We start from the raw sequence: 22,335 nt of genomic DNA, 5'->3' as shown, positions 1-22,335 counted from the left end.
AGAAAATTCAGTACTTTTTTGGGGGTGAATAGATTTATACTAGAGTTTTGTCGGGGTATCTTGCTCGACCGTGAAAAGTTCGAGCATTCTGCCCAATTCCTCGTGATGTTGATCCGCGTCATGCACATGGCTTAAGCAGACGACCAGGAGGGTGCGGATATGGGCGTCGTCGAGACTATAGAAGACCTGTTTGCCCCGGCGCTGGTTTTTGACTAGGCGGAGCTGGCGCAGGATGCGTAGATGCTGAGAGACGGAGGACTCTGAGCTACCGATAATGGCGGCGAGGTCACAGGTGCATAGCTCCTGTTTGAGCAGGCTATAGACAATCTTAATGCGGCTGGAGTCGCCAAGCGCGCGAAAGATCTCAGCCACCTCAATAGCGGTATCATCGGAGAAGAGGTTGGCGCGCCCACTTTCTACCCGCTCACGGTTAGCACCTGGAATCTGGCAGCGCTCGTCGCCTGATTTCTGCTTTGCCAAATGGGACTGCATGACTTTCCTCCCCGGATAAAGAACCTGATGTATGCACAATTGGTATTTTAACTGGAGTTCCTCTATGCATTATAGCCTTACTTTTTGGCTCCCACAAGTGGAGGATAGAGCTGATAGGTGCTTGCGAAGAAGCATTTTTTTGAGTACAATTTAGTAAATGCTAAATTGTTTAATTGACAGGGAGTCGCGTGCAGGGGAGTGTGTGAGATAAGAGGGCTGCGACCTTGTTGAGCGCATAAAGCATGTTTCGTAATCCGTAAGAAAAAGGGGAAGACGTATGGCGTTGCACACCACAACCTTAAAACTCGCTCCCAATAATGGGAATGCGTGTGGGTCCTGTTTACAGCAGGAGTTGCTCAAGGCCGAGGGCATTAAGGCGGTGGATGAGGGGAAGGGTAACTTGCTTGTAGTGACCTATGAGGATCTACCTGATCCAGCCTTCGATGTCGAGCGCCTGATCGCGCAGACGCAAACGTCGTTGGAGCAGAGGCTGCGCCATGAAACGCTCATCCTGAGCGGACTCGATTGCGCCGATTGCGCGGCCACCCTGGAGAAGGGGCTGCGTAGGATGCAGGGGCTGGTACACGTCAGCGTCAACTTCGCGACCTCAAAGATGGCGGTTGGCTATGAAGCGAGAGGTGTGAGTCACGCCAGGCTGGTGAAGCGGGTGCGGGAACTGGGCTATAGCGTCGTCTCCCCTTTGCAAGTATCAGTGCTGAATGAACAGGTTGCCGAAAAGCAGGAGGCTGGCGCAAGCTGTGGCTGTGGCTCGTGTGGTGACGAACACGCGGATGAGTATGCGCATGCAGAAGAGGTCCCTGTTGCCAGGCAGAATGCGCTCCAGCAGTACTGGCAGAGTGCTCGGGCCTGGCTGCCGACCCTTGTGGCAGCGCTCCTATGGGGCATAGCCTTTCTGTTGAGCCATATTCCTGGCGTGGGCTGGTTGTCGGCCCTGTTTTATGCGCTCGCCATCTGTGTTGGTGGGTATCGCGTGGCCTTGAGCGGTTTTTTTGCCCTGGTGCGTGGGCGCACACTAGGTATTAACCTCCTGATGACGATTGCCGTTGTGGGTGCGGTCGCGCTGGGTCAGTGGTCGGAGGGAGCCGCGGTAGTTGTTCTCTTCGCTCTGGGCGAGTTCCTGGAAGGCTTTACCATGGAACGGGTGCGCGACTCACTGCGCAGCCTGGTGGCTCTCTCACCCAAGAGCGCGCGCATCAAGGTCGAAGGCGAAGAGCGCCAGGTTCTCGTAGACGCGCTACGCGCCGGAGATATCGTCCTGGTACGTCCTGGCGAGCGTATCGCCGCCGATGGCAAGATCTTGAGCGGCACCACAACTGTCAACCAGGCACCCATCACTGGTGAGAGCATCCCGGTTGAGAAGCAGGTTGGCGACGAAGTCTTTGCTGGAACACTGAATGAGCATGGCTTTATCGAAGTGCAGGCCAGCAAGCGTGCCCAGGACTCTATGCTGGCAAAGATCATTGCCCTGGTGCAAGAGGCGCAGGGATCACGCGCGCCTGTACAGCGTTTTGTCGATCGCTTCGCCCAGATCTATACGCCCACGATCATGGTCTTAGCTTTGCTGGTCGCCATCGTTCCGCCGCTGGCGTTCCACGGAGTATGGACGACGTGGATCTACAAGGCGCTGGTGCTGCTCGTCATTGCCTGCCCATGTGCGCTGGTGATCTCAACACCGGTCTCGATTGTAGCCGCGATTGGGCGTGCCTCACGGAGTGGTGTCTTAATCAAGGGCGGAGCGTACCTGGAGGCGCTGGCGCGTGTCAAGGTGCTGGCCTTTGACAAGACGGGAACCCTCACCCAGGGGCGGCCTGTTGTCATGGATGTTTTGCCGCTAGGAACGCTCACGGAAGATGAACTATTGAGCCTGGCGGCAGGGGTGGAGAGTCGTTCGGAGCATCCCCTGGCGCGAGCTATTCTCCGGGAGGCCGAGCGGCGTCGGCTAGCGTGGAACGAGCCAGAGAACTTCCTGGCCTTGCCGGGCCGGGGCGCGCAGGCCACAATAGGCGCGGATACCGTGCTCGTGGGGAGCGCGAAGCTCTTTCCCGCGTGTGACACACATACCCTCAAGAGCATCGAGACCCTTCAGCGAGCAGGGAAAACGATTTTAATTGTGGGACGCAATGAGGAGCCACTGGGCCTTATCGCCGTCGCGGACCAGGTACGCCCCGAGGCAGCGCAGGCTATCGCTCAGCTTAAGCAAGCAGGTGTTGAGCAGATAGTCATGCTGACCGGGGATAATGAGCAGACGGCAAAGGCCGTGGCGCAGCATACAGGTGTTGACCAGGTGTATGCTGGCTTGCTTCCTGACCAAAAAGTAAGAGAGATCAAAAAACTCTTGACGGCGCATACGTCAGTGGCTATGCTTGGAGATGGAATAAATGATGCTCCAGCTATCGCGCTTTCGAGTGTGGGTATCGCCATGGGTGCCGCAGGCAGCGATACCGCGATCGAGACGGCGGACGTTGCGCTGATGAAAGATGACCTGGCGCAGCTCCCGTTTGTGATCAGGCTCAGTCGCGCGGCGTTACGAACCATCCAGACCAATATTGTATTCTCTCTCTTCATCAAAGCGCTTTTCCTGCTTTTAACCCTGTTAGGGGTAACCAATCTCTGGCTCGCCATCTTTGCCGACACCGGGGCCGCGCTGCTCGTCATTGCATACAGCATGCGCTTATTACGCTTTGAGAAGAGCAAGTAATAGCTAGAAGTAAGCACGCGAAAGAGAAAATATGATAGACCTGCTTGCAATGATCGTGCTGGCGGAGGTGCTGGGCCTGTTCTGCCTACCCCTCACGTTCAGCGTATTTCGCCATCTCCCAGATCGTGGCTGGGCCTTTAGCAAGGGCCTGGCCATCGCCCTCCTGACGTTCTGTGCCTGGTTCCCCCTCATGGTCGTGCGCGCTCTCCCCTATACCCAGATGTTTCTTATAGTTGAAGTGCTGGTACTGACGATATGCAGTATCCCCGGACTGCTTAAGATGCGGGGAGAGATTGGTCGGTTTGTGAAGACGCAGTGGCCGTATGTCGTGGCGAGCGAGGTCGTTTTTATCGGCATGGTCCTGGGGTTGGGGTGGATTCGCGGCTATGGGCCGGATATCCGTTCATATGAGATGTTTATGGATGGGGGCTTCCTGGCATCGATTATGCGCAGCGAGCACCTGCCGCCGAGCGATATGTGGTACTCGGGTTCAAGCATCAACTACTACTACTATGGGCATTTTATAGTCGCCACGCTGGCCAAATTGCTAGGACAGGTGCCAGCGGTCGCCTTTAATACGGGTTTCTGCCTCTTATTTGGCGTCTGTGCCGCGAACCTTTTTGGCGTTGCCAGTAATATCGTCGCCTGGTCAAAGGGATTGCGCGCCAGGAGAGATGCGGCCCTGGTCGCGGACGGCGGAGAGCAGAGCGAGCAAGTCTATCCCTTAAGCCAGGCTATCCTCTATGGTGGAGCAAGCGTCGCGTCGGGCCTGGTCCTGGGCAACCTGGCGGCCTTTGTGCAGTGGTGGTTTGACTCGCATGCTGGGCGCGTCTATGACTGGTTCTCGCCCTCACGCGTCATTGGCAAGACCATCAACGAGTTTCCGGCCTTTAGCTATCTACTTGATGACTTCCATGCCCACGTCCTCACGTACTCCTTTACCTTTATGGCCATTGGCCTGGCTTTCTCGCTCTTGCTCGCGCCAGCGGGGAAGGGCCTGGATCTCTTTGGGCAGGGGATCGCGCGTATCGCGACCATTGGCGTGACTGCGCTGGTAGTAGGCAGCCTGTTTGTTATGAATGGCTGGGATTATCCAACCTATATGGGCCTGGTCATTATCTGTATCGCCTGGCAGCAGTGGCGAGTCTATGAGCATCGCTGGCGGTGGCTGTTGCTCCTGGACATCTTCGCCGCTGCGGGCACGCTGGTCGCGCTCTCCTTCTTGCTCTTCCTGCCTTTTTATATGGGCTTTATCTCGCCCTCGCAGGGGATTGGCATCGTGTCACCTGGACAACGCTCGCCACTATGGGATGAAGTGCTTATCTTTGGCTTGCAGGCTTTTATCTTCCTCTCATTACTCATCTGCGGCTACTACCGGCTCATTGGCGCTCGCCTACGCTCGGCGCGCGAGGCCCGAGCAGAAGGCGTCGTGGCAGCGGATTGGAACCCCGCCTGGATTGTGCTGGGCGCGGTTGTTGTACTGGGGATCATTGCCGCAATCATCACGCCGGAGTGGCGGACGTTTTTGATCTCCCTGGCGCTGACGGCGCTTGCGATCTACCTGGCCTTTAAAGTGAGCGATGACCTGGGGCATATGTTTGCGCTCTGGCTGGGGGCGCTGGCCCTGTTGCTGATCGCCGGGTGCGAAGTGGTCTTCTTGCGTGATGTATTCGCGGACTCCTATCCACGTATGAACAGTGTCTTCAAGTTCTACTTTCAGTCCTGGGGCTTGCTGGCGCTGGCTTCGGGCACGGGTCTCTTTTATATTCGCGAGACGCTGGCGTACTGGTCTAAGCATGTGCGGCAGCCAGCCTGGCTCAAGAGTAGCGCGCAGGGAGTCTGGTATCTTGGACTAGTGGTGCTGGTGGTCATGGCCATGGCCTATCCGCTTGTGGCTCCATACGCGCGCTATGTCCAGAGCAAGCCTCTTACGGGCGCACTGTATCTGCAACATACTCTCAACCTGGATGGCATGGAGTATCTGAAAACCTCCTCACCAGGCGATAAAGGGGATTATGAGGCTATTCACTGGCTTAACGCGCATGTAAGCGGCACGCCAGTCATCGTCGAGGCGCTGGGCGATGACTACTCTAAGTTCGCTCGCGTCTCCGCATTGACGGGTCTGCCCACCCTGATGGGTTGGGTTGGACACGAGTACCAGTGGCGCGTCAACTGGCTGCGTAATCCGGTGAATGCGGAGGACTTCCAGCAGCGGCAGACAGATATTAAGACTATCTACACCAGTAGCGATAATGCCCAGGTGCAGTCCCTGCTCAAGCACTACCAGGTCACCTATCTCTATGTGGGTGAGATGGAGCGCGAGGCCTATGCCCCCAGCGACCTCCAGCGCTTTAGCAGCTTCATGGATATCGCCTATCAGGCCGATGGCGTCACCATCTACAAGGTCAGGTAGGGAGTAGTTATAGTCATGCCCAGGTTCAGATCGGAGCGTGCGCGGACGCTCTTTGCATTGCTTGCCACCAGCTTAACTGTAGGCACGCTTATATTGAGCGTGCTCGCGCTGGTGGTTCTGCTCAGGGTACAACAAGATCCCGAGGCCTTTTTTCAAGCCTCGCATGCCAGTCCAGCCACACTCGATCAGCCAACGCCACCCGGAATCTACCTGGAGAATGGTGGGTTGGTCATGCGCATAGATCCCACCACGGGCCGGGTACGCTGGCTTTATCAGCTTGACCTGATGAAGCAACCTGACACACAACTCACGCAGGCCGATAGCATTGTCAGCGTCAGCCATAACACAGTCTTTGTCGAAACACGTACGGAAGGCGTCTATGCCCTGGAAGCGAGCACGGGCGCGCTGCGCTGGCAGAGTGATGTCGCTGGGCAACTGGACATCACACGTACTAGCAGAGCAGTGACTCGAGGCGACGAACTGTATGTAGCGGGAGAGAACGCCATCTATGCGTTGCGCCTTAGCGATGGGAGCCTGGCGCGGACTATCATAACCCGAGGTATCCGCGAGTTCACCCTTGATGGAGATATGCTATACGTCGCTGGTAGCGGAACGCTCGCGGCCTATAGCCTGCCCGCGGGTGCCCTACGCTGGCAGGCACAGGTGCAGGGCGCGCAGCCTTTGACCCAACCTCACCGAGCAGAGGATACGCTCTTCAGTATTGTTCCGGACAAAGAGACGAGCACGCTCTACGCGTTTGATGCCAGTACGGGAAGGGTTAAGTGGCAGGTAGGGCAGGCAGGCGAGGTGCGCGATGTCAGCGTAGCTGGTAGCGTTGTCTATGCTGGCGCGATGGGCAAAGGGATCACGGCCTACGCCGCAAGTGATGGGAAACTGCTCTGGCAGAGCGGGGATATAGGTTTCGCAGGGAAGGCCCCTCAGGTAGAGGGCGCTCAGGTGTATGCCACCGGTAATGTTGCGCCTGACGAAACAGGAACACCGCGAGCGTATAGCGTGTTCTCCCTCGCTACAGAGACTGGACATATCAACTGGGTGTACACACCCCAGACCAGGGTCGCGATAGACTCAGTAAGCGTACAGCACGGCAAGATATATGTAGATCGAGAGAACGGCATTGATGTGCTTGATACGCAGGGAAAGCTCCTCCTGAGTGCGCGTTCGCGTGGAGGCGCGCAGTATACCGCCATTGTCGTGGTGGCGTGAGCTTGAGTCCTGACAATCGTTTTTTCAGATTTAGAACGCGGGACAGAGATAAGGGAAATAGAGATGCGGCGTGGACATTTGTCCATGCCGCATCTCTATTTCCCTTACCCCATAAGAGTATGCTGATTAGGTAGCATAACTATGAATATGAGGAGGGAGTGTAGTGCATGTTTCAGCAGATTCTTGTGCCACTGGATGGCTCAGCGTGTTCTGAACAGGCGCTGGTACTGGCGGCCAGGCTCGCCCGGGCTGTGGATGGAACACTCTACCTTTTGCGTATAGCCAACCAGGAATATACATACGCGTCGACCTCTGTCGCGGGCGTTTTCGTACCCGCCGACCTGGCGGAAATGACGGATCTGGAGATGAAGGGGGATCATGCCTATCTGGACAAAATCGCGAGCTCTTCTCTCCTGGCAGGCCTCAATGTAGTGAAAGAGGTGCGGGCCGAACTAGCGATTCCAGACGCCATCCTGAATTTTATCACCAGTCACCATATGGAAATTGTCGTGATGGGAAGCCATGGGCGAGGTGGCCTGGCGCGCCTGGTCCTGGGGAGCGTGGCGCAGAAGATTGCCTGGAATTCTCCGATACCAGTCCTGGTCCACCGTGTGCAGAAGCCGGAACAGGACGAACAGGTTTCAGAATTGGCGACACCGATTTATGCCCTGGTGCCGTTGGATGGTTCACCGCAGGCCGAGGAGGCTATTGTTCCCGCGGGCTTGCTTGTAGCAGCGCTCAGCGGCGCGGGCGTCGGTTCACTCCACCTGGTCCAAATCATAAAGCCATCAGCCCACCATACAGACGAGCAGCGTGGGCAAGCGCACGAGGAGGCGGAGCGGTATCTGCAAGACCTGGCTGGACGTTTGCGAGGTGGCCTGGCATCAACCTTCCAGCTTGAGATCAAATCCTCAGTATACAGTGATGAGCAGGTCGCACCGACCCTGGTCCATATCGCCGCGTCAGGCGACGGAGCCGCGGCCCCGCATAACCTGATCGCGATGACGACTTCGGGGCGCGGAGGGAAGCGGCGTTTTATTATGGGCAGCGTCGCGGAACATATCCTGCAAAAGACGCCTCTCCCCGTCTTGTTGATCAAACCTGAGGAAACATCAGAGCAGCGCAAGGATAGTTGATGATGGAGGAAAACAAGAGGCCGGAGTTTTTGCGTAATAAACGGAGGTAAGCATGTTAAGGCGAAGTATTATGCGTCCAGGAAGGGCACACGCTGAACCCATGACCTGGCAGAGGCGTTTATGGCTGGTGTTCCGTGCGATAATGATTGTTGTCTTTGGCATTGTGCTCGCGCTTTTGCCACGAATATCCTTCTTCCTGTTTCTTGCCGCCTTTGCCACGCTGGGCATCATCGATGGGATCGCCGCACTGGCAATTGGCTTTAGTAAGAGAAGGCAGAATCCTCGCTGGTGGCTGATCGCCTTGAGTGGTGTCGCGGGCTTGGTTATCGCGGGTCTGATCATTTTTGCGCCTGGACTCACCAAGATAACGCTCATCTACGCCTTTGCCATCTGGGCTATTATCGTCGGTGTCACGCAAATGCTCGCCTTCTTCCGTACGCGTAGCCTCCGTACTGACTGGCTTTCGCTGCTCCCGGCGGTGTTTTCCTTGATCATAGGCGGCTATCTGCTGCTGAAGAGTTCGCCAAATGTGGTTACAGATGTGCGCTTCATTGGTCTCTACGCGATTGTGTATGGCATCTTGACGTTTTTCCAGGCCTTGCAGCCAGCGAGGACACGTGTGGCGATGCCTCAGGAGGCACCACCACGCCATGGCTATGACTAGCGGCCAAGCGCCGCGAGCACGATGGAGGGAACCTTCCAGGGCGAGGGCTGGGCCTCAAAGTCCGCGAGCAGTGGAAAGGTTTTGGTAAGGACCTGGCCCCTGGTCGCGAACCAGGGAGGCGTGGGTGTGCTTTTGAAGGGAGCGCGCACCACGCTTTTCTGTGGGTGCGAGAACATGTACGTGTTATGTACAACGCCAACGCCAGACTGGATATCATCGATGGTGTGGCCAGGATAGGCGCCCCAGGTCGTGCTGCCCAGCGTAAAACTGGTGCCAGCCCAGTAGTTCAGGCTGACGGTTCCATAGCGCAGATCGGCGATGGCCTGCTCCATAGCCGTGGAGATGGCGGGATCTTTGCGTGATTTGGGATGAACGAGCAACGTGACGTTGAGCGTCCCCCAGAGATCCTCATTGGCGAAATTGACGGCCTTCTGAATGTAGTCAACCACACCGTCAGCCTCCAGAGCTGTCTCCGCGAAGAGGCTACAGAAGGCCTCCGTCGTAAAGCAGATATCATCTTTAGCTTTAGGATCGACATCGGTAATCAGTGTCCAGGGGAGATTGTCGTTGTCGCTTCCGCCAAAGCGCTCGGCCTGGGGATGGGCCTCGACAAAGCTCTGCATACGCTGCTGCGCGCCTGGGTAGTAGGCCTGGCGTGCAGGTTGGGCCGCCATAAGGTCGCGCAGCTTGTTTAAGAGAGCCTCGCGCTGGTCCCAGCCCTTGTGTGTAATAATTACACGCGTTGCATTACAGTTAAAGCCAGCATTGGTGGTGAGCATCGAGAAGATGTGCTCGGCCTGGTAGCGCAGATCAGCCTCGCTCCAGGGACCAGGGACGACGATGACGGGGCTGACATTGCCCAACTCGCCTGTGACACGTTTGGTGCGCAAAGGCTGCTTCTCCGCCTTGCGCCGCGCTCCCTCGCTGCCAGGGCCAAAGACGATGGCATCAAAGGTCTTATCGGAACCGGTGACGTGAATTTCTTCAATGCCGGGATGATCGCAGAGATATGAACCCTCCTCGGCTCCGCCATAGGTTACGCGCAAGAAACCCTGCTCGACGAGGGGCTGAAAGCCCTCTTCAATCGATGGTCCCAGATAGGCGTTGACCGGATTCATCTTCAGCAGGACCACCTGGTTCTCCACAAAAAGCTTATAGAGCACATCGGTAGGCGCGATAGAGGAGACATTGCCCGCGCCCAGTACAAGGGCCACCATGCCTGGCTGCTGGGCCTGGCCTTCCTGGTAAATAAGAGCCTGTGTCTGCGGGAGGGTTTCGGCGCTCACGCCCGGCTCCATCCAGATCTCGGCGGTCATGTTTGTAAAGAAGATGCGATCATAATTATTTGTGGGGAAGACCTGGGCCACCACCTGCCCGTTATCGCGAGTTGTGACGGGGCCGGGGATGCGTGGGCGGCCAAAGGCCTCGATATCCAGCAAGGATTGGCGTAGCAGGCGGAGATTGCGCAGAATGGGCCAGGGACCCATGCTCCACTCCTCGCCTGTCAACTGAGGGGAGAGATGCTTGGCCTGGCTACAGGTCTCAACCCAGCGTGGTGCGAGAGAAGCCATGTTCTGAATCAATTCTGTGAGGAGGGAGACACGCTGCTGGAGCGTAGTCGCGATCCAGGTGTCCTTGTGCTCCTGTAGCGCGTGAATGGCCTGATCCATCTCCTCATGGGTTGAGACCTTGTCGGCGATGGTGGGAAATTGTGGCGAACCCGCTGGTGTGAGTGTGGACATGAGTGTCCCCTCCTTCTCTTCTGTGCGAAGCACATACGACTGCGTATATCTACGTGCGATTGCCTGGCGTGTGAATAGCGACGTTCTATTATATGCCACGCCATAGCCTGGAGCAAATCATCCACATGTAGATGATGTATGGAGCAGGCAAAGGGTGATAAAAAAGTTCGAGTTATGCGTTAGAAGAGATGTAGAGCGACATATATGGGTGGAAAGGGAAAATAATGGTCAAGGTATTAGTGACGGGTGGTTCTGGTTTTCTGGGAGGGCACCTGGTGGAGATGCTGCTGGAGCGTGGAAATGAGGTGCGCGCCCTGGTACGGCCCACAGAAGATAGCGCGCACCTGCGCTCCCTCAAGCAGGTGGAAATATGCTCCGGCGATGTGTGTGATCCCCTCTCATTGAGACGCGCCGTACATGGCGTGCGCTATGTCTATCATACCGCGGCTCGGACGGGACCCTGGGGCATGGAGAAAGAGTATCATGAGGTCAATGTACAGGGGACGATCAACCTGGTGAAAACGGCACTGGAGGCTGGGGTCAGGCGGATTGTCCATACGAGCTCGATTACTGTCTACGGGCATCACCTGTTTGGAAAGATCAGCGAGGAGCATCCCTTGCACGCGGAGAATAACCCCTATAGTCGCAGCAAGGTCGTCGCAGAGTTGGCCTTGCTGCGCTTGGCAAGGGAGAGAAAGGCGCCGATTGTAATTGTGCGTCCTGGCTGGATCTATGGTCCACGCGATTGGGCCAGCTTTGGTCGCCTGGCAGGGTTGATTCAGGCGGGGCGGAGCGTCATCTTCGGGACGGGGCAGAACATTCTGCCCGCGATATATGTACGCGACGTGGCCCAGGGTATGATCCAGGCTGCCGAAGCTGGGAAGCAGGTGCTTGGGGAGGCCTATACCCTGGTCGATGACCGACGCGTCACGCAAGAGGAGGTTTTTCAGTTGATTGCCAGCTACCTGGGAGCAAGGCCTATTCGCTGGCATCTTCCCTACTGGCCAACATATGGCGCGGCGTGGGTAGCGGAAAAGCTCTGGGGCCTGCCTGGACCGGGTCGTGTGGGGCCGCCGCCCCTGACGACTTATGGCGTCACGCTCTTTGGCCGTGATCAGTATTTTGCTTTAGAAAAGGCACGTGCGCAACTGGATTTTGTACCCGCGTATGACATTACCCGCGGGATCGAGGAGAGTGTGCGCTGGTACTTGCGGGAGCAGAAGTTACGTCAGGGCATGCGTGAGCTATGAGCGCACGACCTGGGCCTCCGTTATGTGCTGTGTCTCGCGTATCCTGAACCAGTTGGCAAGGTAGGCCAGGGTTAACAGGACGAAGAGCAGATTGCGCAGCGCGACCCACTCAAAAAAGCCCGGCACCTGCATAATATCAGGCGAGCGAGAATAGAGGTAGGCATAAATGAAGGTCGTCAGAGCTGAAATGGCACCCCAGCAGAAGAGCCAGAGTCCCTCCGCAGAGTAGACATAGGCCAGCAGTGGCAGGAGCCAGATCAAGTACTGGGGGCTGAATACCTTTCCAGTCGTGATAAAGACCAGGTGTAACGCGATCAGCGTTTGCCCCAGGCTGAGTTTGCCGCGCCATTGCAGGTAGAGCGTATATGCGTAGCCAAGAACCAGGCCCAACGTGCTCAACTTGGAGACGATATCCCCCAGCGCGCTATCCATATTGAGCGAACCAAAGTCATAGACAACCCTGAACGAAACGCCAAAGCGGCTGGCAAGCCAGAGGAGAGAACTGCCGCTTGCCTCTACCTGGAGGGGGCGCTTGAAGAAGTAGCTTAGCTGGCTGAGAACGGCCCCATCAAAATTTAACAGCGCAAAGCCACTGGTGAGAACGACCAGGCAAGCCAGGAAGAGCAGACAGTTGCGCCACGACCAGCGGCGAAATTCGCGTAGGGTCAACCAGAGCTGGCGCGGGATATCACGCGGTTTGAGACCAGTTGTAGGTTGGTGGAAGCGTCCCAGGGCGCGTTGTTCAGCGATAAAGAAGGCTGGAAGTAAGAGTAGAGGATAGAGTTTCAGGAGCGTTCCGATGGCCAGGGCGAAATAGGCCATGGTCCAATGTTTGCGCTCAGCGGCGATCAAGGCCACCAGGGTAAGCGCCGCGGGCAGGATGTCGAAGCGCACTTGAGTCGTCGCGATAGCTCCAATGAGCAGATAGAAAGCGCAGGTAAGCGCGGAATTGCGAGGCCCGTAGCGTAGCAGGAGCCAGTAGATAAGGAAGGCCACGAGTGACATCAAGAAGGCAAAGACAAATTGATAGTAGGAGAGGGGAGCCAGGAGCGCCAGCGAGAAGGGGATGAGGGTAAGCGGTGGGTACTCAAGGGGCAGCATGTGAAAAGGCGCCTGCAGGATGCTCCCTTGTAGAAAGGCGCACTGCTCAACTGGCAGGCGTTTGAGCGCATCACCACCGAACCAGAACGACAGGGCATAGCACTGGTAGCGCGCGGGATCGCTTTTGGGGAGAAAGAGCTGCCAGGATGTGCCCACAAACATGGCGATGGTAACAAAGATAATCGGGGTATAGGAAACAAGATCGCGCGGATTATGCATATACGCAAGCAAAGATGAGAAAATGCCGCGCTGTTTGTGGGTATAGTCGAGATGTAGCTCTTTCTGTGACACGATAACCAGCCCCTCTCCGTCAATGGTGCAATGTGTATTGGTAAGTAGAAACATGCATAGTCAGTCTATAGGTTAGTATAAAAGTCTGCCTTAACCATGTTTGTTGATGTATGCGAACTTACTTGTTGTACTCTTATAGGACTGCATAAAGGGCGTTTTGAGCTCTGGCAGGCAGCCAATTATGAGTCACGAGCAGGATAGGCCCTGACGCTACACCAGCACACAGATCTTGATTGGTGGTATACTTCAACATGGTTTCGCGCACCATACAAGACGAGCCATGTGCATGTCAGGTAACCAGAACGCGGACACGATCTCGCTATTCGTTGCCTGGGAGAGTATAGTGGGTAGTATCAGTCTGATGATATCATCCACTCTATTTGTGTTAGAAGAGGGAAGGTTAACACAAAGCCAATGGATACTAGAAATCGCACCGAGACAAAGACTTTGAAGGTGGGCGACGTCGCCCCCGATTTTACATTGAAGACTGAAGGGAAAGAAGATTGGCGCCTCAGCGATTTTCGCGGTAAAAAGAACGTCGTTCTCGCTTTTGTGCCTTTCGCGTTCAGCAGCGTCTGCTCCGCCCAGTTGCCCTCATACGAGGCCGACCTGGAGCGTTTCAAGGATTATGACACTGAGGTAGTTAGTATCAGCATGGATAGCCACTTTGCCCTTGAGGCCTGGCAGAAGTCCATGCAGACATCTTTCCACCATCTCTCAGACTTCTATCCTCAGGGGAAGGTTGTAGACCTGTATGGGATACGGCACCCCGCGGGTATGTCCGAGCGCGCCCTCTTTGTCGTCGACAAAGAAGGCATCATCCGTTATATTGAGATCCAGCATGCGCCGGGTGAGATGCCCGACAACGAAGACCTCTTTGAGGCGTTGCGCAAACTCTAAGATCTTATTCCGAAACCCAACGTCACTCTCGTGACTAGCGCTTTGCCCCCATTCGGGGATAAACGCTCAGGGTTTTCGGATCAGAAGTAAGCAGCAAAAAAGCGGCCTGGGCGAATGTACGTTCGCCCAGGCCGCTTTTTTGCTGCTTAGAAAATTCCCCTTGCGTATTGGTGGTGTCTGTGGCATACTAAGGAAAAGTAAGACCTTCGGGGCAGGGTGTAATTCCCGACCGGCGGTATTGCCAATGTGGTTCGCAAGGAACCAGTGGCAGAGCCCGCGAGTCCTCAGGCATGGAAATGCCTGGCGTGATTGATTCGGTGCGAATCCGAAGCCGACGGTATAGTCCGGATGGGAGAAGGTTTCTATAAGGACCAGTTTCTACTTATCCAACCATTATGAAAGGTTGGTGAGTGGCGTAGTTACGCATACTTATCACGCATATCTGTGATGCATGCGGGCTATGTTCTATATGGTCGTTACTGCTCTCCCCCAATGCCTCCCCGAATCAGTTGAATTGACGGATCTCTATGCCTTGTTCTGGCTGAAGCCTGTCAGTAGAGCTATCGAGGGATGTTCATGAGCATGACAACTTCTACACACCAGCACGCTGTGCTGCCTGAGTACGAGGCAGCGGCTGTGCGGAGTGAGGCGCAAGCGCGACGAAGTGCTAGCCGCGCCTCCCAGGCGCCCAGGCGCAATTTTACCTGGAGCCTATCGGTTATTCCCCCCCTGATCCTGGCTGTGGCCCTGCTAATTGGCTGGTTTTTGAGCAGCGCCTACGGGCATGTCAACGCCCTGTTCTTGCCTGCGCCAGCCGATGTATTGGATAGCTTGAGCAGCGGCTTTAGCTCGGGAATATATCTCAGCAATCTTTTGGTCACAGTACAGGAGAGCCTGGTAGGCTTTCTTCTGGCGCTGGCGCTGGCCTTGCCGCTAGGGTATGCCCTGACCAGGTCGCGTGTGCTTGCCGCGGCCATCCATCCTTACCTGGCTGCGGGCCAGGCCATTCCAGTAGTCGTGATCGCGCCATTGCTGGTGTTATGGCTGGGCTATGGCTGGGTTCCCAACATGTATGTCTGCGCGCTCGTGGTTGTCTTTCCCATGGTGGTAAATACCATGCTGGGCGTGCAGACGATAGATCGCGCCTTGACAGACGCGGCGCGTGTGGAGGGGGCTGCTGGCTGGGCAATGTTCGCGCATATCGAGTTTCCCCTGGCGCTGCCCTCGATTATCGCGGGCGTGCGTACGGGATTGACACTCTCCGTCATGGGGGCGCTCGTGGGTGAATTTGTCCAGGGGGGCGACCAGGGTTTGGGGTCGCTGCTCCTGGTGGCAAAGAATCAATATAATACACCGCTCATGTTCGCCACGCTTGTGGTGCTGGCGGTACTGGCGGTCTTGTTCTATAGTAGTACCTGGTTGCTTGGTAAGCTGGCTCAGGTGGTTTACTAGCTTCTTAAACGAAAACCAACGCCACTGTCGTGGCTAGCGCTCCGCGCTCAGGTTTTCGAAAGGCAGTAGGCTAGCTGTAACCAGACTATAAAAGATTTTTAGGGAGAATGGAGTAGTCCGCGATGTCTGCACGTCATCGTTCTTCAACTGTGGCAACGTTCGGCATTCTTTCGCTGCTATTTATGCTGTTGATAACGGCATGCGGGGGAACGTCCACGACAAATACAAGTTCTAATTCGTCTTCGCAGGGAAAACAGGCGATCTCGATTGGCCTGGGCTATGTCCCTGATATTCAGTTCGCGCCGTTTTATGTGGCAAAGTCAAAGGGCTATTATAGCCAGGCGGGGCTGGATGTCACCTTCCACCATGGGATTGTGCCTGACCTGATCGGCTCAATGGTCGCCGGAAAAAATACATTTGTCTTCGCCGGTGGCGATGAGCTTTTGACCGCGCGTAATAGCAACAAGCAGATCAAAGCGCTGGATGTCGCCACGATCTTCCAGAAATATCCAGTAAGCTTGATCGTACCCGCGGACTCCTCGATTAAGAGCCTGAGTGATCTGAAGGGGCATACCATTGGCGTTCCTGGAGCCTATGGCTCGACTTATACAGCGCTGCTGGCCTTCCTCTACAAAGCGCATCTCTCAACCTCGGATGTCAAGATCCAATCGATTGGCTTTACCCAGGTGCCCGCGCTGTTGGCGCATCGTGTGGATGCCGTGATGGGTTACTCGAACAACGAGCCCCTGCAACTGGAGCAGCATGGTCTCAAGGTGCGTACCTTTCCGATCTCCGATTACCAGGCCATTGTCTCAAACGGCATTATCGCGCCCGAGGGGACCTATCAGCAACAGCCAGCCATGGTGCGCAGCTTTGTGCAGGCCACACTCAAGGGGCTGCGTGATGTGATCGCCAATCCCGACGAGGCCTTGCAGGTGAGTCAGAGCTATATTCCCGGCATGAATACCACGCAGGCGCGCGCGGTGTTAAAGGCCACGATTCCTATCTACCAGGGGGATGGCAAACTGGGCAATAATGATGATGCCACCTGGCAGTCTATGGAACAATTCATGGTCGCGGAGAAATTGATCGCGCCCGTTGATAATCTCACATCTGTATACACAAATAAAACGGTCGCCTAAGCTAGTTGTAGTTAGCAAGCCGTTTTATAACGCAAACATGCTCCCTCTCATTAACGATGAGAGGGAGCATGTTTATATGAAAAACCTACGTTTCGGGCTAGGAGCTAGTGAGATAAAAGGACCGTTAACACATATGCACATTGCATACTAGATGCTTTGTGGTGTATAAAGGCGGTAGGATAGTCTTTTTCCTGGGCTATCTGACCAACCAGGCGATGATTTTTAAGCGATTGCGAGGCAACTTTATGAATCATACAACTGATCGCTGTAGCCGGCTCCGTACGCTTCACGATCACCTGACCAATGAAGTAAAAAATATGCGTGAGAGTCTTCAGAGGGCGCAGCAGGAGGGCATCAGCACCTCAGCAGAGTCGCTCAATACGCTCCGAAGCCTTCAGGCTGCTTTAAATAACATTTCGCGCGAACTGCAAAAATGCCCTCCCGAAAAGAGCGAGGAGAGCGCGACCGAGGGGAGAAGTCAACCTTACTACGCCAGGTGAAAGCGGTCTTGCCGGAGCAGCGAGTGCGTAACTGGTTCCCTGACTCCGTGCAGCGCGACGATGAAGAGAGTATCGTGGACGCCATGGAGCCGCGATAGGCTTGAAGTCATAGAAGGGAGCGCTACTGGCGTACGCGCCTACACGTTCGGGGCAGGTATTCGCACCCCAGTGTAGGCGCGTACGCCAGTAGCGCTCCCTCTTATTAGGCGGCGAAGACCTGCAAGTTTTTCAGGGTAACGTGCGAGCCGGGAGTGACAAGAATGCCAATTGCGGCATTCGTACTCGTTCCGTTGTTGGCATACCCCCAATTCGTTCCGTCCACGGTATAGGTATAGCTCGTCCCCTGCACCTGGATATCCACGGTATGCGACTTTGTGGGGTCACCCTGGTTTGCGCCAGAGGCGAGCTGCCCCTGATTGTTCCAGGAGTGATCGTAGTTGTCGCTATGCCAGTTCTCTGCTGAGAGAACAAAGACATTATACGTTTTGGTATCGGGCAGGTCACGGTAGAGAATGCCGTAGTCACCGCTGGCGCTCTCGATTTGAACCTGGATAATATAACTGCTCGGGAACGTCTGACCTTGTGGCAGATCTTTCAGGAGGAGGACGCCTGTGCCACCATTGCTGCTGAGTTCAACATTAGTGTCATGACAGGTCACGGTGAGATTGATTTCGTTCCAGGTGCCTCCACGTTTATCGCATGACTTTCCAGGTAGATCGGTCCCATAGACACGGTTTCCAGCGGAGATCTTTGCTCCTGGTAACGAAAGTGGTCTGGGGGTCGCGGTCGCGGTAGGCGTCGACTTGTTTGTCAACGTCACGTCATGCGTGGGTTGGGCGGTTGGAGCCTTGGAGCCTGTTTGGCTGCCAGCAAAATGCTGATAGGAGGCAACCGAGCCAATGATGATCAAAAGCACCAGGAGTGCTCCTCCAAGTGCGACTGCCAGTGGCTGGCGACGCGCACGAGGACCCTGGGGTCCAGGCTGAGGTGAGGGCTGGGGCATGGGCGAGAATGGTGGCGGACTCAGCGGCGCATTTGTACGCGGCTCTCTCATCTGGGGAGAGGCCGGAACCTGCTCAATGACGGGCTGGGGCCTGGGTGCCACCTCCACTTTGGCTGGCATAAGAGGCGCTGGTTCGTCGTGTTTGCTTTCAACCTGGGCAACAACGCGTGGCGCGGCCTCTGTCGAGGCGTTGTAAATTGTCGTTGGCGTATTTTCTAGCTGAGTAACCGCATCATGCTCAATTACGGGCTGGGGGTGTTTGCCCTCAAGGCGCTCTTTGGTGTTGGGTGTGCCCTGATCGGGTAGCGCGACAAAGACGGTCTGTGCCTCAGTGATGAGTGGCGTACGCTGTGACAGCATTCCTGCTTGCGAGGGAGTAGTAAGCGTGGCCTTGAGAATCCGGGCTAACTCGCTCGCGCTATTGTAGCGTTCGGCAGGATTTTTTGCTAGCGCCTTCATGACGATACCCTCGATCTCAGGGGTGACCTGGGGATTGAGGGCGGAGAGAGAAGGAGGGATCTCCAGCGTGTGCTTGATGGCAATCGCGACTGGGGACGTGCCAGTGAAGGGGACCTGTCCTCCCAGCATCTGGTAGATCATCACGCCAAGGGAGTAGATGTCGGTACGGTGATCGACATCTTTGCCGGTGCCTTGTTCGGGCGAGAGGTATTCAGGGGTGCCAACGATTGTGCCGGCGCTGGTCAAGCCCTCCTGGCTGGAGCGTCCTTTTACGCCGCTTTCATGCAGGTCGCGTACAACTTTGGCCAGGCCAAAATCGGCCAGGAGTACCCGGCCATCGGCATGGAAGAGAATATTGGCTGGTTTGAGGTCACGATGGATAATACCTTGCTTATGAGCGGCCTCAAGTGCGTCGGCAGCCTGCTCGATAATGCGCGCGACCCCATCAAAGGGAAGGATGCCTCGTTCTTCGAGCAGGTCGCGCAGGGTCCCTCCTGTGACGTGAGGCATAACCAGGTAGGCCATATCCTCCTGCTCGCCATATTCGTAGAGCGGTAAAATATTAATATGGTCGAGGGCCGCGATGGAATCGGCCTCTCGCCGGAAGCGTGCGAGGAATTCTTCTCGGGGTCGCTTGTCCATAAGCGTATTGGGCAGGAGTACCTTCACGGCGACAGTGCGTCGTGGACGGCTCTGTTGTGCTAGATAGACTGCGCCCATGCCACCTCGTCCAATAAGGCGTCGGATTGTGCATGTTCCGAGCGTTTTGCCTATCAGATCATTTGTATCTAAGATCACGCTCGTAATGTCCTCTCAGAAAATAAGCTTAGGTCCTCTCGGAAACCTGAGCGCGAAGCGCTAGCCACCCCCATTCGGGGCACGGCGACCTGGCGTTGGTTTCCGCATAAGAAGTTGCTGCTGCTGATATGTAAATGCATTTAAATGTATTTTGTGTCTGGGTAAGGTAAATGTGTTTTTAAATCATGTACTTTGTACTATTGTTTGCTGTTGACCCCACTACCACTGAGTCTACTCGTACTTATGCTCATCATCCAACCTGGCTAGCCTGTGCGTACACACATGTACCCTACTACTATAACCACTTCTGCTGAGAAAAGCCAGGAAAGTAGCGAAGAAGTACGGAAATATGTAAGAAAAGCTGATACCTGCGACGTATCCGGCACTCATTATAGTATATGTCCAGCAATAAGGAAAGTTTTCCAGGCCTTTTTCTGTAAATAGGTAGGTGGAGACCTCCTCTATCGTGCATGTATAGGTGAATGCTAGCCTTGTAGAGTGATACATGAAGATTGGCCAATACGGGCTATCTATCCGGCTCAGGTATGTTTCTTGTTATCAAAAGGCGTAAGGATGATTAGACCTGGTAGAGGGTAAAGCTCTGTACGGTGATGCTTGCACCTTTATCGACTGCGATGCCAGCGGTTCCCTGAGCATAGGTGGTATCTGTTATCTCTCCCAATTTGTGCCCATTGGCGTAGAAAGCGAATGACTGACTATTGGCGATAACCGCGAGGAGGATGGTGGCATGGGCATTGCCAAGGTTGCCACCCGCTAGCTTCGTCGGTGCGCCCGTGTTGTTGTCGTACACATAGGTATTCCAGGTGCCATCAGGGTGGATAAGAAGCGTGTAGACGCCTTGTTGTTGTTGTCCAGGTTGATTGCGGAAGTAGAGGCCAAAGTCGCTGCTGGAGGTGTTCGCTTGTTGTAATTGGGCCTCGACAACGTAGTTGGATGTATAGGCCTGCCCCTGTATCTTGCTGAGAAAGGTGCCTTGAAGCTGTGCCGTTGAGGCTGTGTTGCGGATCACCGTCTGGTTGCTGAAACAGGTGATGCCTACGCCATTGTAATCACTCCAGGTCCCCCCATTATGATCACAGCTCTGACCCACACCCGTTGCTTGATAGAGGCGTGCTCCATGTGGAACCTGAGATGTATCTGGTGTCTTTGTGGCAGGCGCGGAGGTGCTTGTCGTGGAAGGTGTATATTGTGCTCCCCTGGAGGTTGTTGCCGTTGTATGTCCAGAAACAGATGTTGCTGTCGGCGAGGACGCAGGGTTGTTTCTGGTGAGGAGTTGCTGGGCAAAGACAACACTACCCCCAAGGAGAAGGAGAATGAATATCATAGTGAGCGCGATGGTCCAGGGGGAGCGTCTCCGCGTTGCCTGTGGTGCATAATATGCAGGTGTATAAGGATGCGGTTGTGGTTGTGTCTGACGGTTCCCTACCGCGTAGGGAGCATAGGTGGCGGGCGTATCCTGCCTGTTGTTAGGCCAGTGAGAAGCTGATTCTGGCTGGGGTTGCCACTGCGCCTGCACTGGTGGTTGCTGGACTTCGGGCGCGGCAAAGGGCGGAGGTACTGGCTGCGCTGAGGCGTTAGGGAATGCAGGTGCCTTAGTATTGTGTGCAGAAATCTCAGTAGGAGGTTCTGCCAGCTTGAATGTGCCTGGGGAGATCGCGGCCTGGTGCAGGTCACGCATGAGAGCTTGTGCCGATTGATAGCGCTCCTCGCGCTGCTTAGCGCATGCCTTTTGCAGAATTTCATCGTAAACCTGGGGGAGCTCGGGACGCAACTGGTGTAGTGAGGGGAGTGGTTGCTGAACATGACTCATCGCCAGGGCATAGAGCGTTGTGCCAGGGTAAGGGAGACGCCCACTCAAGAGCTGAAAGAGCACGATCCCAAATTCGTAGATATCGGCCAGGTGATTTATCTCTTCTCCCAGCATCATTTCGGGCGCCATATATTCAGGCGTCCCTGGTAGCATACCTGTGGTTGTCAGAGTGGGCATTGTGCCCGGTTGATCCTGGAGGATGCGGGCAATGCCAAAGTCAGCCAGTACCAGGCGGCCATCGGCGTGCAGCAAGAGATTGGATGGCTTGAGATCGCGATGCAGAATACCTTGAGAATGAGCGTAGTCAAGGGCTGAGGCTGCCTGGTTGCCATAGGTGAGTACAGTATTGAGCGGCAGGCGCCCCTCACGTGCCAGGAGATCGCGCAGACTTCCACCGCTGAAGTAGGGCATGACGAGATAGGCAAAATGCTCTTGCTCACCGTATTCATAGATAGGGGTGATATTAACGTGCTCCAGGCGCGCGACAATGTTAGCCTCGCGGCGAAAGCGCTGGAGAAATTGTATGTAGTGTTCGGAATGTGTTGAGCCAGGTGGCTGAAGAATCTTGACCGCGACTTTGCGAGCGGGGAGTTGTTGTTGCGCGAGGTAGACCGCTCCCATGCCTCCCCTGCCCAGGAGACGCTCTAGAGTGTAATTTCCAAGTTTTGTACCGATGAAATGATCTGTCTTCTCAGCCATAATCTTCCCTGCCATATTGGTTTTTAGTTTTTTTATGCGAAGTATGTGGAGTGATATGGTTGCTGAAATAGGACTTTTGCAATGTTCTGCCAAGAGAAGAGTGGAATGCCAATAAAGCTGTTTTTATTGTATGCTATGCTAAGCATAAGAGCAAGAAGAGAGCCCTTTGGATAGCATAAACACTACCGAGAGCACATATGTGTGTATTTCGGCCACTTTTTCGGCTTTTGGCGCACCAGAGTTCCTGGTGGGGGTAAAGTTGGTTGACATTGCCACCCCTGGCTGTTATTCTTGGTCATAATAGAACATAAACTGAAGATCCTCGTATTCTCTCAGTAGTATAGTGTTTTCTGCCCGTGATGACCGGAAGAAGTATGAGGTGCGGAGCCAGACAGCGATCCGACGTCCAGTGCAAGGTCGGAATGGAGTAGCCCTCAGAACGCGTCCGCGAGCGGCTGGCGGAAGAAAATCGTCTCGAGACGATAAGTACGCCGGGTGTGCGGCTCACACGTAAGTTTT

General features: G+C 55.2%; 15 protein-coding genes and 1 riboswitch. Of the genes, 10 read left to right on the top strand and 5 right to left on the bottom strand.

Annotated features, from left to right (window positions below):
- Positions 1-39 precede the first annotated feature (39 nt).
- The gene (locus KTE_RS03225; protein WP_201372123.1) at positions 40-492 is read right to left on the bottom strand and encodes a metalloregulator ArsR/SmtB family transcription factor; all 453 of its coding nucleotides are present in this window, start codon (positions 490-492) and stop codon (positions 40-42) included.
- A gap of 277 nt (positions 493-769) precedes the next feature.
- On the opposite strand from KTE_RS03225, the gene KTE_RS03220 reads away from it, so the two are divergent.
- From KTE_RS03220 to KTE_RS03200, 5 genes are all read left to right on the top strand, one after another.
- A complete protein-coding gene (locus KTE_RS03220; protein ID WP_201378449.1) occupies positions 770-3,211 on the top strand; it encodes a cation-translocating P-type ATPase in 2,442 nt (813 codons plus the stop codon).
- Positions 3,212-3,242: 31 nt separating this feature from the next.
- The gene (locus KTE_RS03215) at positions 3,243-5,624 is read left to right on the top strand and encodes a DUF2298 domain-containing protein (protein WP_201378447.1); all 2,382 of its coding nucleotides are present in this window, start codon (positions 3,243-3,245) and stop codon (positions 5,622-5,624) included.
- Between the two features lie 15 nt (positions 5,625-5,639).
- Positions 5,640-6,848, top strand: a complete 1,209-nt coding sequence (locus KTE_RS03210) for a PQQ-like beta-propeller repeat protein (RefSeq protein ID WP_201378445.1) — start codon at positions 5,640-5,642, stop codon at positions 6,846-6,848.
- A 167-nt stretch (positions 6,849-7,015) separates the two neighbouring features.
- Positions 7,016-7,984 (top strand): universal stress protein, encoded by a 969-nt coding sequence (locus KTE_RS03205; protein ID WP_201378443.1) that lies wholly within the window; start codon positions 7,016-7,018, stop codon positions 7,982-7,984.
- A gap of 70 nt (positions 7,985-8,054) precedes the next feature.
- Positions 8,055-8,648 (top strand): HdeD family acid-resistance protein, encoded by a 594-nt coding sequence (locus KTE_RS03200; RefSeq protein WP_201378441.1) that lies wholly within the window; start codon positions 8,055-8,057, stop codon positions 8,646-8,648.
- Here the strand turns inward: KTE_RS03200 and KTE_RS03195 are convergent.
- A complete protein-coding gene (locus KTE_RS03195) occupies positions 8,645-10,390 on the bottom strand; it encodes an aldehyde dehydrogenase family protein (protein ID WP_201378439.1) in 1,746 nt (581 codons plus the stop codon). The genes KTE_RS03200 and KTE_RS03195 overlap by 4 nt on opposite strands.
- A 224-nt stretch (positions 10,391-10,614) precedes the next feature.
- On the opposite strand from KTE_RS03195, the gene KTE_RS03190 reads away from it, so the two are divergent.
- Complete coding sequence (locus tag KTE_RS03190) at positions 10,615-11,640, top strand: NAD(P)-dependent oxidoreductase (RefSeq protein ID WP_201378437.1); 1,026 nt, start codon at positions 10,615-10,617, stop codon at positions 11,638-11,640.
- On the opposite strand, the gene KTE_RS03185 is transcribed toward KTE_RS03190, so the two are convergent.
- Positions 11,635-13,032: a glycosyltransferase 87 family protein gene (locus tag KTE_RS03185; protein WP_201378432.1), complete on the bottom strand. Its 1,398-nt coding sequence runs from the start codon at positions 13,030-13,032 to the stop codon at positions 11,635-11,637. The two genes, KTE_RS03190 and KTE_RS03185, sit on opposite strands and share 6 nt — an antisense overlap.
- 414 nt (positions 13,033-13,446) lie before the next feature.
- On the opposite strand from KTE_RS03185, the gene KTE_RS03180 reads away from it, so the two are divergent.
- From KTE_RS03180 to KTE_RS03165, 4 genes are all read left to right on the top strand, one after another.
- Positions 13,447-13,932: a redoxin domain-containing protein gene (locus tag KTE_RS03180; RefSeq protein WP_201372133.1), complete on the top strand. Its 486-nt coding sequence runs from the start codon at positions 13,447-13,449 to the stop codon at positions 13,930-13,932.
- A gap of 198 nt (positions 13,933-14,130) precedes the next feature.
- Positions 14,131-14,296: riboswitch (FMN riboswitch) on the top strand.
- A 218-nt stretch (positions 14,297-14,514) separates the two neighbouring features.
- A complete protein-coding gene (locus tag KTE_RS03175) occupies positions 14,515-15,384 on the top strand; it encodes an ABC transporter permease (RefSeq protein ID WP_201378424.1) in 870 nt (289 codons plus the stop codon).
- A gap of 122 nt (positions 15,385-15,506) precedes the next feature.
- Positions 15,507-16,526, top strand: coding sequence for an ABC transporter substrate-binding protein (locus tag KTE_RS03170; protein WP_201378422.1), 1,020 nt, complete (start codon positions 15,507-15,509; stop codon positions 16,524-16,526).
- Positions 16,527-16,771: 245 nt separating this feature from the next.
- On the top strand, positions 16,772-17,026 hold the full coding sequence (locus tag KTE_RS03165; RefSeq protein ID WP_201378413.1) for a hypothetical protein: 255 nt from the start codon (positions 16,772-16,774) through the stop codon (positions 17,024-17,026).
- Positions 17,027-17,228: 202 nt separating this feature from the next.
- On the opposite strand, the gene KTE_RS03160 is transcribed toward KTE_RS03165, so the two are convergent.
- Both KTE_RS03160 and KTE_RS03155 read right to left on the bottom strand, forming a co-directional pair.
- A complete protein-coding gene (locus KTE_RS03160; RefSeq protein ID WP_201378411.1) occupies positions 17,229-19,286 on the bottom strand; it encodes a serine/threonine-protein kinase in 2,058 nt (685 codons plus the stop codon).
- Positions 19,287-19,863: 577 nt separating this feature from the next.
- Complete coding sequence (locus KTE_RS03155) at positions 19,864-21,816, bottom strand: serine/threonine-protein kinase (protein WP_201378409.1); 1,953 nt, start codon at positions 21,814-21,816, stop codon at positions 19,864-19,866.
- Between the last annotated feature and the right edge of the window lie 519 nt (positions 21,817-22,335).

This window comes from Ktedonobacter sp. SOSP1-85 (genome assembly GCF_016587415.1).
Classification (GTDB): domain Bacteria; phylum Chloroflexota; class Ktedonobacteria; order Ktedonobacterales; family Ktedonobacteraceae; genus Ktedonobacter.
Note: the sequence above shows the minus strand (reverse complement) of the source record. Positions and strands in the feature narration are given on the sequence as shown.

Bases quoted from the DNA above. Each gene is read 5' to 3' on its own strand.
- KTE_RS03180 (WP_201372133.1), top strand. From the start codon at position 13,447: ATGGATACTAGAAATCGCACCGAGACAAAGACTTTGAAGGTGGGCGAC.
- KTE_RS03210 (WP_201378445.1), top strand. From the start codon at position 5,640: ATGCCCAGGTTCAGATCGGAGCGTGCGCGGACGCTCTTTGCATTGCTT.
- KTE_RS03170 (WP_201378422.1), top strand. From the start codon at position 15,507: ATGTCTGCACGTCATCGTTCTTCAACTGTGGCAACGTTCGGCATTCTT.
- KTE_RS03195 (WP_201378439.1), bottom strand. From the start codon at position 10,390: ATGTCCACACTCACACCAGCGGGTTCGCCACAATTTCCCACCATCGCC.
- KTE_RS03200 (WP_201378441.1), top strand. From the start codon at position 8,055: ATGCGTCCAGGAAGGGCACACGCTGAACCCATGACCTGGCAGAGGCGT.
- KTE_RS03220 (WP_201378449.1), top strand. From the start codon at position 770: ATGGCGTTGCACACCACAACCTTAAAACTCGCTCCCAATAATGGGAAT.
- KTE_RS03155 (WP_201378409.1), bottom strand. From the start codon at position 21,816: ATGGCTGAGAAGACAGATCATTTCATCGGTACAAAACTTGGAAATTAC.
- KTE_RS03215 (WP_201378447.1), top strand. From the start codon at position 3,243: ATGATAGACCTGCTTGCAATGATCGTGCTGGCGGAGGTGCTGGGCCTG.
- KTE_RS03205 (WP_201378443.1), top strand. From the start codon at position 7,016: ATGTTTCAGCAGATTCTTGTGCCACTGGATGGCTCAGCGTGTTCTGAA.
- KTE_RS03175 (WP_201378424.1), top strand. From the start codon at position 14,515: ATGACAACTTCTACACACCAGCACGCTGTGCTGCCTGAGTACGAGGCA.
- KTE_RS03225 (WP_201372123.1), bottom strand. From the start codon at position 492: ATGCAGTCCCATTTGGCAAAGCAGAAATCAGGCGACGAGCGCTGCCAG.
- KTE_RS03190 (WP_201378437.1), top strand. From the start codon at position 10,615: ATGGTCAAGGTATTAGTGACGGGTGGTTCTGGTTTTCTGGGAGGGCAC.
- KTE_RS03165 (WP_201378413.1), top strand. From the start codon at position 16,772: ATGAATCATACAACTGATCGCTGTAGCCGGCTCCGTACGCTTCACGAT.